General features: G+C 42.1%; 8 protein-coding genes. 4 read left to right on the top strand and 4 right to left on the bottom strand.

What is annotated here, in order from left to right; genetic code table 11:
* Positions 1-52: 52 nt before the first annotated feature.
* The 4 genes from B4K11_RS09700 (at position 53) to B4K11_RS09715 (ending at position 5,858) form a co-directional block, all read left to right on the top strand.
* A complete protein-coding gene (locus tag B4K11_RS09700) occupies positions 53-340 on the top strand; it encodes a YcgL domain-containing protein (RefSeq protein ID WP_292954734.1) in 288 nt (95 codons plus the stop codon).
* The gene (locus tag B4K11_RS09705) at positions 341-781 is read left to right on the top strand and encodes a YcgN family cysteine cluster protein (protein WP_292954737.1); all 441 of its coding nucleotides are present in this window, start codon (positions 341-343) and stop codon (positions 779-781) included.
* Between the two features lie 98 nt (positions 782-879).
* Positions 880-2,184, top strand: a complete 1,305-nt coding sequence (locus tag B4K11_RS09710; protein WP_292954740.1) for a sensor domain-containing diguanylate cyclase — start codon at positions 880-882, stop codon at positions 2,182-2,184.
* Between the two features lie 419 nt (positions 2,185-2,603).
* The gene (locus B4K11_RS09715; RefSeq protein WP_292954743.1) at positions 2,604-5,858 is read left to right on the top strand and encodes a putative bifunctional diguanylate cyclase/phosphodiesterase; all 3,255 of its coding nucleotides are present in this window, start codon (positions 2,604-2,606) and stop codon (positions 5,856-5,858) included.
* Between the two features lie 47 nt (positions 5,859-5,905).
* Here the strand turns inward: B4K11_RS09715 and amt are convergent, their stop codons facing one another.
* The 4 genes from amt to B4K11_RS09735 form a co-directional block, all read right to left on the bottom strand.
* Positions 5,906-9,025 carry an ammonium transporter gene (gene amt, locus B4K11_RS09720; RefSeq protein ID WP_292954746.1) on the bottom strand — a complete coding sequence of 1,040 codons (3,120 nt, stop codon included), beginning with the start codon at positions 9,023-9,025 and terminating at the stop codon, positions 5,906-5,908.
* Between the two features lie 231 nt (positions 9,026-9,256).
* Positions 9,257-10,936, bottom strand: a complete 1,680-nt coding sequence (gene rpsA, locus B4K11_RS09725; protein WP_292959345.1) for a 30S ribosomal protein S1 — start codon at positions 10,934-10,936, stop codon at positions 9,257-9,259.
* 236 nt (positions 10,937-11,172) lie between these two features.
* Complete coding sequence (locus tag B4K11_RS09730; protein ID WP_292954753.1) at positions 11,173-11,952, bottom strand: hypothetical protein; 780 nt, start codon at positions 11,950-11,952, stop codon at positions 11,173-11,175.
* 71 nt (positions 11,953-12,023) lie between these two features.
* Positions 12,024-14,108 (bottom strand): carboxy terminal-processing peptidase, encoded by a 2,085-nt coding sequence (locus B4K11_RS09735; RefSeq protein WP_292954755.1) that lies wholly within the window; start codon positions 14,106-14,108, stop codon positions 12,024-12,026.
* Between the last annotated feature and the right edge of the window lie 70 nt (positions 14,109-14,178).

The following is a 14,178-nucleotide window of genomic DNA, read 5'->3' on the forward strand; positions in this document are numbered from 1 at the left end:
AAGAAATTGATAGTTTAAGAAATTCAGATTAAAGAAATTAAGGTGCTAGTTCATGAAAATTTGTTCAGTTTATCTGAGTACTCGTAAGGACGAAATGTATTTATATGTTGATAAACGAGATCAGCTAAACAAAGTGCCGGACGCGCTAAGAGAGATGTTTGGTACACCTAAATTGGTGATGGATATCCCTTTGACTGCTGACCGTAAGTTGGCGCGGGTTGATACCGAGAAGGTTTTGGCTGGTATTGAAGATCAGGGATATTATTTGCAAATGCCGCCGCCTAAAGATGATTACATGTTAGATCTACACAAAGATCGCCCTGAAAGTGGTGTGCGATAAGTGTCGTCACAAGAAGTTTTTTGGCGTAGCAAAAGCTTAGATCAGATGAGCTCCCGTGAATGGGAGTCGCTCTGTGACGGCTGTGCTTTGTGTTGCTTACACAAGCTTGAGGATGAAGACACCAAAGAGGTCTTCTATACAACGGTTGTTTGTAACTTATTAGATTTTGATACCTGTCGTTGTACTAAGTATGAAGAGCGTTGCTCGCTTGTTCCTGATTGCGTAAAACTAACCCCTAAGGATGTTGATGCGTTTCATTGGCTCCCACCTAGTTGTGCGTATCGTTTGGTGCATGAAGGAAAAGACCTGCCTGAATGGCATCCATTAGTTAGTGGTGATCAGGCCACAGTGATCCAGTCTGGTGCTTCAGTGCTTAGCTGGTATGAGGTAAAAGATAACGAGATTGATGAAGAGGATTTTGTCGATTACGTTATTGAATAAATAGAAAGCGCCTAGGGCGCTTTTTTATTGCATGAGGCTAATTTGCGGAGAAGTTTCTTCTAGCATAAAGTGCATATGATCAGTTGGAGATGAATGTTTTGAGTCAGCCTGATCAGTTTGACCACCTACCTATACTCGAAAATTTTAATGCGGTTACTGCATTCGATTTTGTACCTGATGTTATCTGGATTTTTGATTTGGATCGGCATGGCTTCTGGTGGGGCAATACACGAGCGTTAGAATTTTGGGGGCTGGATAACCTTCAAGCACTAATTGATAAAGATCTATCTGCTGATACTGAAGGTGCTCGTAAGCGTACAGAGCATACGTTCTATAAAGCCGCTTCGCAGGGGCTAACTTCAGACCCTTGGACAACTTATCCCAACGGTCAGGCTAAAACGCTCCTAATGCGACATAAAGCCGTGCTTTTAGGTCCAGAACGTCACCGTGGAATTATTGCTTTCATTAGTGAGCCGGTCGATTTAGGTAAGCAGCCTGAACATCTGCTTTTTTCTGAAGCTATTCGATATACATCTGTGGCCGTAACGAGTTTTGATATGTCGGGTAGACCATTGTTTGAAAATCCTGCAGCGGCCTCGCTCTATGGTTACGTCGATGATCAAGAAGGTGGTGTTTCTATTTTTGAGCGTCGTTTTCATGATGGTGCAGAAGGGCTCGAACGTCTTTCGCAGGGGCGAAAGCATGAGGATGGGAAGCATGAGCATTTGATGGTTACCAGCAAAGGTGTGAGGCGGCATGTTGTTGATATCCGTACAAGCCGGCATCCGCTTACAGGCGAGTATCTTCTACTAGTTTCTGAATATGATGTGACGCAGTTACATAACGCGGTGCAGCAAGCTGAAAAGGCAAAAGATCGATTAAACAAACTAGCTCATTATGATGCTTTAACAGGATTGCCGAGCTTGAGGCTGTGTCGTGACCGTATGGAGCAGCTTATCGCTCGATCGCAGCGTGAGCGGAAGTCAGCGGTCATAATGTTTGTTGATTTGGATGGTTTTAAATCAGTAAATGATAATTTTGGCCATGATGCTGGAGATCAGGTGTTGATCGAATCCGGCAAGCGTTTAGTAGAGCAGATCAGAGCTGTTGATACTGTAGGGCGCATAGGAGGGGATGAATTTATTATTCTGATGTCTGATATTAGCTCTATAGCGGATGCTGAATCTGTGGCGGCTAAGATTATATCTGCAATGGATGAGTCTTTTGTGATTACTGACATTCGGGATAAGTCTCAGAGTGTACAAATCAGCAGTAGCATAGGCATTTCATTGCTGGATATTGAGGGGCCCTTTAAGGATGCTGAGCAGCTATTACGCGAGGCTGACCATGCAATGTATAAAGTAAAGCGAAGTGGAAAGCGAGGCTATCATTTCGCGCGTTAGTGTCTAAGCAATATGCGATCAAAGATTAGTAAATCTAAATTTAAGAGTGCTAATTGTCATTATCAGAAGCCCTATATTTGGCGGTAATTTGTATTCTCTTAAACTTTGGATCTTCTTGCATAATTCAATGTGAAGAGTATTTCCTGTCAGTTCCTGAGAATTTAATACCGGCTTTAAGTACTTAGCGAGTATGAGGTGAAAGATAATGATATTGATGGTGAGGGTTTTGCCGATTACGTTATAGAGTAACAAGTTTAAAATATCTCCTTTCTTTGTTTGAATGTATTCCTAGGTTTTATTTTTCAATTTTATTTACAGCTGCAAACAATGCAGCTATGTTCAATAGATAGAGGGATTTTTTAGTGAAAGGGATAGTTTTTTCTGCTTGTTGTTAGGCTTCACGGCCTAAGGTGCTTTGTTTGAATAAAAATACGCTCCCACAAGGTGCTGCAGCCTTTGGTATGAGGGGTAAGTTAGTTCTTCTCTTTGTCTTAATAAAAGTTTTTCCTCTCATTCTCATCGCTTGGGTGGCTTGGAACCAGTCATCTAAACTAGCTGAAATGCTAGGGTTTAGGTATGAAAGTTTAGCGGAGCTTTCTCGTGAGAGTTTGTCAGAGACAGGAGAACTAGCTGTTAATGATGCTGTGAAGGCACTTGATGAGAGAGCGCGTAACGAAATAGAACGTATAACAACGGATACGGCCAAATCTATAGCTCGTTTTTTGCATGCACGTGATCAAGATATTAGATTAGCCGCTGCATTAGTGCCTGATGAAGCTACCTATCAGACTTTTATTGCACATCGTCAATCTAAGCTAATGAACAGGGCTGATTGGGAGTTAAAGCCTGATGGTAGTGGTTGGGTCACTAAAGATAATAAGCAGCCAGGTGTTCCGGTTGTTTCATCGTTAGAAGCTAATGCTAAATCTTTCCATTCTTACCCTGCTGATACTAATGTCGACTTAAAAGATTCCTCGTTATATTTGGAGATGACCTTTATTGATTTGGAGGGCGTAGAGCGTTTAAAAGTCGTCAAATCTGAGCTTTTCACATCTGAGCTTAAAGATATCTCTGTAAAAGAAAATACCTTCATCAAAGCTGAATCTTATTTCCCTGCATTAAAAAAACTTAAGCCAGGCGATATCTATGTCTCTGATGTAATTGGGGCTTATGTTCCTTCTAGGATTATCGGGAAATATACACCTAAATCAGCTAAAAAAGCTGGCATTGAATTTGAGCCAGAAAAAGGGGCTTATGCGGGTAAAGAGAACCCCCTAGGAAGGCGCTTTCAGGGCATTATTCGTTGGGCAATGCCTGTGACCCGTAATGGTGTGAAGGTGGGTTATGTATCTTTGGCGCTGGATCATCGCCATGTGATGGCTTTTACCGATCATATAATGCCTACGGAGCAGCGGTATACGAATACGCCTGATGCTTCGGAGGGTAATTATGCGTTTATCTGGGATTATAAAGGCCGGAATATCGCTCATCCTAGGCACTATTTTATTGTGGGGTATGACCCTGAAACAGGGCAGCCGCAGGTCCCTTGGCTAGAGCAAAGTGTCTATGATGATTGGCAAGCTTCGGGCCTTTCTTATGCAGAATTTGAGCAGCAAGCAGCTACTTTTCGTGATCAAAGCTTAGAGCGTAAACCAGCTAAAGATTTAATGAAAACCGGGAATCGTGCTTTAGATTGTCGATACTTAAACTTTGCCCCTCAGTGTACAGGCTGGTTTGATTTGACTGAAAAAGGGGGATCCGGTTCGTTTACCATATATTGGAGCGGCTTATGGAAGCTCACGACAGCAGCCCCAATTCCTTATTTTACTGGTCAATATGGAAATAGTGTGAGGGGATTTGGGTTTGTAACGGTTGGAGCTAACGTGAATGATTTTCACTTAGCTGCAGTGGCATCCCGAAAAAGAATTGATAATAAGATTGACCTGATTGATGGGAAGATTCAGGAGGAGGCGTTAAAGGGACGATCAGTAATTGTAAGTAATTTGAGAGAGATGGCGGAAAGGCTTACCGCTTCTACGTTGTTAATGATTGTGATTGTCATAATTATAGCAACTTGGATAGCATCTTATCTTACGCAAAGAATTACAGCTCTTATTGCGGGTATTGCGTTATTTAAGCAGGGTGATAGGCAGTATAGATTTAAAACAACTGAAAAAGATGAGATGGGCTCTTTGGCGAATGCTTTCGATGAGATGGCTGATGAGGTGGAGGGTCATCTTGTCCAGTTAGAGGATGAGGTTAAGCACAGGAAGAGTACAGAAGGAGAGTTGCGGCGCGTTCAGGAGGGATTAGAAGAGAGCGTAGCTGAGCGAACTCAGGAATTACTCGTTCAGATTGAAGAGCGCGTAAAAGCTGAGGAAGTAGTGAGGCATATAGCGCATCATGATGCGCTAACAGGTTTGGCAAACAGGCGAGGTTTTCAGGACCAGTTAACTGAAGCATTAAAGCGTGCTGATCGTAATTCTAAGAAAGTCTCTTTAATGTTATTTGACCTAGATGGCTTTAAAGAGGTGAATGACACTTTAGGTCACGGGGTTGGTGATGAATTGCTTTGTGCTGTGGCTGCTTTACTTGAGGCGAATATTCGTGAGCAGGATATTGTTGCGCGCTTAGGGGGAGATGAGTTTGCAGTAGTTATGACCGATCTCGATAAGTCTGAGGGTGTTGTGAATACTGTACTGAGAGTGATTGATACTCTAAGTCAGCCTATACCGTTATCTGGTCATATGATTCGTACAGGGACAAGTGTTGGGATAACAGTGTACCCGGAAGATTCGGGTGACCCTGAGCAGCTTATGTTACATGCAGATTTAGCCATGTATCAAGCCAAGGAGAGTGGCGGGCAATGCTATAAGTTTTTTGAATGTCTTATGCATGACGATATCGTATTAAAGAAAAAAATAGAAAATGATCTGCATAGGGCAATACAAGAAGGTGAATTTTGTCTCTATTTCCAGCCTAGATATGACTATCAGTCATCAAAAGTTGAAGGTGTAGAAGCCTTGATACGCTGGAATCATCCAGAAAAAGGGGTGTTGTTACCGGGTGAGTTTTTACCTGTAGCGCAGCGATCAGGTTTACTACCTAGTATCGAGCGCTGGGTAATATATGAGGCATGCCATAAGGCGCTTAAATGGCAGTCATTAGGATTAAGTTTTGGTCGTGTGGCTATAAATGTATGCGCGACGGAGCTTCAGCAACCGGATTTTTATGATCGTGTTAAAGATGTTTTGGATCGATCAGGTCTAGAGCCCTCATTGTTTGAAATCGAGATTACAGAGCGTGCATTAATTGGTCATTATGGTGATGTTGTAAGTAATTTACAGAAACTGCGTGAGTTGAATGTTAGTGTGGCACTGGATGATCTAGGAGCTGAGCATTCGTCGTTGCAGCGTTTAATTGAGTGCCCTATAGATGTCATAAAAATAGATCGATTTTTTGTTGAACGTATAGGAGAGGTTAAATCTGAGGCTGTAATTGCTGCCTTGCTCACTATGGCTAAAGCGACAGGTATACGTGTGGTTGCTGAAGGTGTCGAAACGGATAAGCAGTTAGATTTCTTATGTCGTTCTGATTGTGCGGTTATTCAGGGGTACTTGCACGCGAAGCCAATGCCTTCTGATGAACTTGAAGACTATTTGGCAAAGAATTAACTTTAGGAGCAAGCAAATTCGCTTTTTGACGTTGCTAGTGGAATTGTTTATCCACCGCTATTATCGAGCTTTAATTCAGCGGTGGAGTGAGAACATGCTGTTACCTTAACTTCTAGAATGCTCTCGTCGGATGGTATTAGCAGTGCCGCTATTTTTTCAGCGCTAAGGGGTTTGTGAAAGAAATAGCCTTGGAAAACTTCACAGCCAAGTTGGAGTAAAGTGTTTAATTGTTCCTTGGTTTCAACACCTTCTGCGATGGTATCTAAATTTAGGTTTTTGGCTAGATTGATTATGGTGGCGCATATTTCACTATCTTCTTCTTTACTATCACACTCTTCAATAAAGGATTGGTCTATTTTTAGAATGTCTAAAGGTAACCTTTTTAGGTAGTTTAAGGAGGAATAGCCTGTCCCAAAATCATCGATAGATATACTGATATCTAGTGCTTTTAATTCTTCGAGTACTTTTATACAGCTTTCTATATCTTGTATTAATACTCCCTCAGTTATCTCTATCTCTAGTAATGTTCCAGAAATTGAGTAAAGGGTAAGCTGCTGCTTTATGAAGGGTAGAAGCTCATCGGATATCAGGTGTTTTCCTGAAATGTTAACAGCAACAGGCACTGGTGTTAGTCCTTGAGCCATCCATTGATGAAGCTGATTCAAGGCTTGGTTTATGACGACCTCACCTAATTGGATAATAAGATTGCTCTCTTCTGCAATAGGGATGAATTCTGCTGGTGGTATTAGCCCTTTTTCAGGGTGCTGCCAGCGAATTAAGGCTTCAAGGGCGATGACATTTTCTTGGCTACGGAATACCTTTGGCTGGTAGACAAGATGAAACTGTTGTTCAGCAATGCCAATTTTCATTAAACGTTCATAATTGATCGCTTTTGTAGCATTTTCAGCCATGTAGGGTTGAAAGATTTGATAGTTGTCTCGGCCGTTTTCTTTTGCGGTATACATCGCTATATCAGCTTCTTGGATAAGGTTGTCGGTTTCAACCTTTCCGTTAACTGATAGTGAAATTCCTATGCTAGTGGGGATATTAAATTGCTTTTGGCTAATCTCCACAGGCATTCTCATAATCTCCAAAATATTCCTGGCTTTGTTGCTTATTATCTCGTTATTGATCTCTCCTTTTATAACGACAACAAATTCGTCACCACCCCAGCGTGCGATGAGGTCCTCTGTTCTAGATACCTTAGTTAATCTGTTAGCAACTTCGCATAAAAGCTCGTCTCCTGCTTTGTGCCCGAGCGTATCATTAATCTTTTTAAACTTATCTAGATCTAGGAAAAACAGAGCGACGGTTTCACTATGTAATTTCGCCATACGTATCGCTTCTGATAGGGATTTCATCATAAACGTACGATTAGATAAACTCGTTAAAGGGTCTTTATAAGCAAGAAATTTAAGTCGTGATTGAAGCTTTTGTTCACGGGTAACATCACGAATATGTAATGTGAATTCTATAGGAGCATCATCCTTCATGCGTGTACTGGTTATAGTGACTTCAGCAGGGAAAGGGTGAGCAGATATACGCTTAATTTGTATCGCATTGCGTCTATCTAGAAGAAGACCACTAGCCGAGCTGAACGAGTGGCGTAAGCTGTATTCGACAGACTGTCTATCGTCATCAAGTACAAAATATTGAGTGAATTTTTTTCCAACGACCTGCTTTTTTAAGCACCCTAAAGTACGTTCAGCCGAAGGGTTAAACTCGATGATTTTGCCTTCCCAATCGATTGATATAATACAATCCATAGACGAATCAAGAATAGCACTTTTGCGCTTCTCGCTGGCTTGAAACTGATCAATTGCAAAGTCTTTTTGTGACATCTCATGGTTAATACGCGTTATAACCTGATTGTATTTTTGTGCGATTTGCCCCACTTCTGTAAAGGGTTCTTCATTTACGGGGGAGGTGAAATTACCTAAGTTTTGTTGTTGCTCCATCTCTCCTAGTAGATCGATCAGTTCTGTCGAAGCACGGTGCTCGGCGATATTCAGTCCCTGTTTTTCATCCTCTTCAGATACTCTTAAAGGGACAAAGCTATTTACAATACGCAGTAAAATATAGCTGATAGTAAAGCTATAAAGGCCAATAGAAATGATACCTGTAAGTTGACTAATCAGTTGCTGGGAAGAGGTTAAACCCGTATCTAACTGTTCAGGATTAGCAAAGAATGCGACGGCTAAAGTTCCCCAGATACCGGCCATAAGATGTGCGGGTATAACCGCGAGAGCATCATCTATACGCTTTCTTTCCAGCCACAGTGTTCCGTAATACACTACTATGCCGGATACCATGCCGATAAAAGCTGCTGATAAAGGAGAGACCGCATAGCAAGAGGCTGTGATGCCTACTAAGCCTGCAATAATACCATTAAGGATGTAACCAACATCGATAAAGCGTTTATCAAAATAATGTAAGCAGGATGCAATGAGCCCTCCCCAGATAGCTGCAAGGAAGGTGTTTAGTAAGATTTTAGGAACTTGGTCATTGATCTGTAATACGCTGCCACCATTAAAGCCAAACCAGCCAAACCATATTAAAAGTGTACCCATAGTTGCCATAGGTAGGTTGCTACCAGATGGAAACCTGCTTCTGCGATCATAGCGACCTAAGCGGGGACCTATAATCAAAACGGCTGCTAAAGCCACCCATCCGCCTACAGAATGAACAACAGTGGAGCCTGCAAAATCTATAAAACCAATGGATTCTAACCAGCCTTGTTGCTCGCCTTGGTAAATGCTTGCCCATGCCCAATGTCCAGTAATGGGATAAATCACTACGCTGAGTATTGCTGTGACATATATGTACCCCATAAAGGTCATTCTTTCTGCCGTTGCACCAGAAGTGAGCGTTGCGGCAGTACTACAGAACATCATTTGAAATAAGAAAAAGCATATTTCATAGGCTGAATTATCTAAGCCAAAGAGAAACTTATCACCACCTATAAGCCCAAATTGACTATTACCGAACATTAGTCCGAAGCCTAATAACCAGAAGAGAGATGTTGAAAGGATAAAGTCTGCAATGTTTTTAGCTGCAACGTTAATGCTGTTCTTACTGCGTGTGCGGCCACTTTCAAGGCACAAAAAACCTGCTTGCATCAGGAATACCAGCAGAGCAGATACAATTAGCCACAAATTATTAAGCATTTCTGTTACTCCTCAAGTGCAAGGTGGGTGAGCTTTTAGAAATGTACGCTCTAAACCTCGGTTTTTTGAGGTGACGACTAGTATGTGCAATGCAAAAAGCATGCCTTGGATTGGTATGGTCGTTATTTTGCTTTTTGTGCGAGGAGGGATGGGGCAAGGTTGGCCAAAAAAAACCGCAAACAGTTAACTGCTTGCGGTTTTTTGTATTAAGCCCTAAGGCTTAAAAATATTTTACTTCTGGTTGTCTAGCTGAGCTTTGATTAGGTCACCAATTGTAGTTGGGCCTGATACTTCAACTTCAGCGTTGCGTACAGCAGAGATAGCTGCTTTTTCTTCAGCCTGTTCTTTCGCTTTGATAGACAGGTTGATTACGCGGTTGCGACGATCCATAGTGATGATCTTAGCTTCAACAGCATCACCAACGTTCAATACTGTAGATGCATCATCGATACGGTCAACAGAGATCTCAGATACTTTCAGAGTACCTTCGATACCTTCAGCAAGCTCGATGATAGCCGCTTTAGCTTCAACGGAAAGTACTTTACCGTTTACGATAGCGCCTTTGTCGTTTGCTGCAGCGTATTCAGCGAAAGGATCGCTTTCAAGCTGTTTGATACCAAGAGAGATACGCTCTTTCTCTGCATCGATAGAAAGGATAACTGCTTCAACTTCTTCGCCTTTCTTGAACTGGCGTAGAGCTGCTTCAGCATCAGCTTCCCAAGTGATGTCAGACATGTGAACTAGGCCGTCAAGCTCGTCCTGTAGACCAACGAAGATACCAAAGTCAGTGATAGTTTTGATAGTACCAGTAACTTTGTCGTTCGCAGCAAACTGCTCAGCGAAAGTAACCCAAGGATTAGCAGTACACTGCTTGATACCAAGAGAAATACGACGACGCTCTTCGTCAACATCAAGAATCATAACTTCCACTTCATCACCAATGTTTACAACTTTTGATGGGTGGATGTTTTTGTTAGTCCAAGACATTTCAGAAACGTGTACTAGACCTTCTACGCCGTCTTCAATAGAAGCGAAGCAACCGTAGTCTGTAAGGTTAGTGATACGAGCCTGGCACTTAGCACCAGATGGGTAACGCTCTTTGATAAGCGCCCATGGGTCCATAGATAGCTGCTTAAGACCAAGAGAGATACGACCAGATTCTTTGTCGAACTTGATGATCTTAACTGTGATTTCATCACCTGGGTTCAGCATCTCAGATGGGTGAGAAATACGCTTCCACGCCATGTCAGTGATGTGAAGTAGGCCGTCAACGCCGCCTAGATCGATGAATGCACCGTAGTTAGTTAGGTTCTTAACGAAACCTTTAACTTCCTGACCTTCTTCCAGAGTAGCTAGCAACTCATCGCGTTGAGCGCTGTTAGCTTCCTGTAGAACCGCACGGCGAGAAACAACAATGTTGTTACGCTTAGGATCTAGTTTGATCAGTTTGAATTCAAGCTCTTTACCTTCCAGGTGATCAACATCACGTACTGGACGAACATCAACCAAAGAACCAGGTAGGAAGCCCTGGATATTGTTGATGCTAACAGTGAAGCCGCCTTTAACTTTGCCGCTGATGTAACCTTTAACAGTTTCTTCAGCTTCAAATTTAGTCTGCAGAACTTCCCAAGCTTCAGCGCGTTTCGCTTTTTCACGAGACAGACGAGTCTCACCAAAGCCATCTTCAACCGCTTCTAGTGCAACTTTAACGTCGTCACCGATTTTGATTTCTAGTTCGTTAGCATCGTTAAGGAACTGAGAACGCGGGATGATTGCTTCAGATTTAAGACCAGCATGTACAGTAACCCAGTCGCTGTCGATATCGACAACTTCACCAATTACAAGTTTACCTGGAGTCATGTCTAGTGATTGAAGGGATTCTTCAAACAGATCAGCAAAGCTTTCGCTCATTGAAAATGTCCTATAAGTAAGGGCTACATTCCACATTTATGGAAGAGTGGAGAGTGCAGCGCTTCAGCCTGTAATGCCAGTTTAACAGGGTCAGTTTAAGTAATTTTAAAGAGGGTGTTTTGACTGGCGTAGCACCCAATTCAATATAATTTGAGCGCGCATTATACAGTATCTTAGTAAGATATTACAGGTGTTTATTGTATTGAAGGTAAAAGATTACTCTGCGGTTGTATCACTCACATGGGGGTGTCGTAATCGCTAAGTCGTGCATAGAGAGCGGTTTGGCATGGCTTTATCACAGTATCTAGGTCTGTTTTTAAGCTAGATGAGAGGATGCTGCTGTCTTGTTTTCGGAAAAAAGTAGTAATGAGTCTCTCTTCACGAGGGGAGTTAGCAGCAATATCAATACCGTCACCAACGCAAAAAGAAAAAGCGGGCATGTAGTCTTTTACAAGAGCTTCGCGTTCTATATCGGAAAGAATCAGTCGCTTACCACCGATGAATTTCTTGTACTCGTTACCGGCAGATGCGGACATGGCTTCAATTTGTAAGTTAGAGAACCTGCGGGCGTCAGGCATATCTATAAGTAATTTTTTTAATTGTTGTTCTACGGCGGCGACTTCTTCAGTAATGGTTAGCGGTGCGAAATGCTCATTAAGCTTTTTATACTCTTGTAGAGCATTTATTTCGGCCTTAAGTGATGAAATTTGTGCTTGGAGTACTTCTTGCTCCGCTATGAGTTGTTCATTGTCGTCCATTAACCCTTTAATGACTTTTTGAGTGGGAGTGGTTTTTTTTTCAGCAAATGTGGCCGGAAGCTGTTTTGCACCAAGAGCCCCGGTGGTTTCGGAGTGTGTGTTGAGAGGAATGACAGAGAAACCAAACTTTTCAAGATCCTTAAGATTATCTGCATGCTGCCCTTGAAGTTCATTATAAGCAAGATATCCACCACCACTTAAAAGTATGAGTATAAGTGGGATGATAATACTTAAAATAATGATCTTTTTGGTCTGCATCTAGAATACATCTCTCTTTAGAAAAAGCTTAAATGCCTGGGTCTCTTATATAGAGGCCCCTTATTTAGGGGTCACTTGCTCTCTTCTGTTTGTGCCGCAGAGTACTGTAACTGCATTAACGTTGCATCTAACAAAATGCGGCCGCTTTCAATTAACATAGCTTCTGACTCTGGATTAATCGGACGCCCTTGGCTGTCCTTTTTGAGTTCGTCATCTAACTCTGAAAGTTTTGTAATAGGTTCTAGTTTCTTTTGTAAACGGCGTTGATTCTCTGTTTCTATTTGCCACGCTTCTGCGCTGTCTCGTTCCTCTTTGAGTAACGCTTCTTGTAGAGGAATAAGACTGCTTTCTTTACGTATTTCATTTAGTCGTTCAACTTGTTTACGCATAAAAATGAAATCAGGGTCAGTCATTGTGCGTGCTTTATGTCGCTCGTTAATTTTGTCCATAAATTGTTGGGTGCTTGGGTAAATTCCGTGTGGTGCGGACCTGACTTTATCCCATGCAAGTGCATGGTCAAGCGCGCTTTCACCAATGATTTCTGGATCGTATAGGGTTGGGAAATAGATGTCTGGAAGGACTCCTTTGTTCTGAGTGCTTTCACCAGAAATTCGATAAAATTTCGCATGTGTCAGTTTAAGCTGGCCGTGGTTTAGGGGAAGAAGCGTTTGTACAGTGCCTTTACCAAATGTTTGTCCGCCAATTACGATGCCGCGGTTATAGTCTTGTATTGCTCCTGCAAAAATTTCTGAAGCTGAAGCGGATAAACGGTTGACCAATACTGACATTGGGCCGGTGTAGGTGACTTGAGGGTTTCTATCACGGTAGCGTTCTACGCGGCCTGAAGAATCTTTAACTTGAACTGTTGGGCCTTGCTGAATGAAAAGCCCTACCGTATCGTTTGCTTCTCGTAAAGAGCCGCCGCCGTTGTTGCGTAGATCTATTATTAGTCCGTCAATACTTTCTTCTTGTAGTTCATTGATAAGCTTTTCAACGTCTCTTGATGTGCTTTTGTAATCTTCATCACCGCGTTGCAGTGCTGCAAAATCGATATAGAAAGCAGGGATTTCGATAACGCCTATACGGAAGTTTCGGCCAAGGTGGTTAACATCAAGAATACGCTTTTGGGCAGATTGTTCTTCAAGTTTGACCTTGTTACGCACAATCTTAACTATTTTAGAGGGGATCTCTTCCTGTTCTGAACTTTTGATTTCAAGTCGAACAGTGGTGCCTTTTGCGCCGCGAATAAGTTGCACTACGTCATCCAAACGCCATCCAATAACATCCTCAATTTCGCCATCGTCTCCTTGGCCTACGCCAATTATCCTATCTGTTGCTTTTAGCAACCCTGTTTTGTCTGCAGGGCCCGCGGGCACGAGGCGTACAATCTGAGTAAATTCGTTTTCACTTTTAAGAACTGCGCCAATACCTTCAAGAGATAGGCTCATGTTAATTTTAAAGTTTTCGGACTTTCTCGGTGAGAAGTACTGCGTATGGGGGTCGTACTGTTTTGTAAATGAGTTTGCAAACGTTTGGAAAGCGTCTTCACTGTTAACTTGTAAAGAACGTTTTAGTTGGTTGTTGTAGCGCTTTATCAGTATATCGCGTGCTTCTTGGTCTGATTTGTCAGCCAGTTTTAGATTAAGTAGGGCGCTTTTTAGTCGGCGATCCCAGAGCGCATTCATCTCGGTTTCGCTGGATATCCAAGGTGCGTTTTCGCGATCAGCGTCAAGGCTTTCGTTTATGCTGAAATCAAACTCTTTACCCGTTTCAAGTTCGTCTATCGTAAAACCAAGGCGGCCTTCCAGACGTTCTTCAAAGCGATTAAAAATCAGGAATGCTGAGTCTAAATCCCCATTTTTAATGCTGTCATCTAATGTAAGCCGGTATTTTTCAAATTCATCAATATCGCTTTTATAAAAATAACTTCTTGATGGATCAAGATCTTTTAAATATTGATCAAAAATTTGGCTCGATAAAGTGTCATCAAGTGGAATTCGGTTATAGTGTCCAAGCTTTAAAGACTCTGTTATTTCAAGCAGGGTTTGTTTATGAACAGGTTCTGATTCCAGCGGTGTTGTTAACGCAAAGGCTGTGGCAGGAATTAATAAAGAAAATGCGGTAATGAAGAGTGGCTTTAGCAGCGATGTATGCATAATGTATATCTTGATTTTCTCAGCTTTGGATTCAGTTGTGACCATGTTTGTGGGCTATTAGTTCCCAAAC

Origin of the sequence: Neptuniibacter sp. UBA6509, from assembly GCA_002435145.1 — a bacterium.
Taxonomy (GTDB): domain Bacteria; phylum Pseudomonadota; class Gammaproteobacteria; order Pseudomonadales; family Balneatricaceae; genus Neptuniibacter.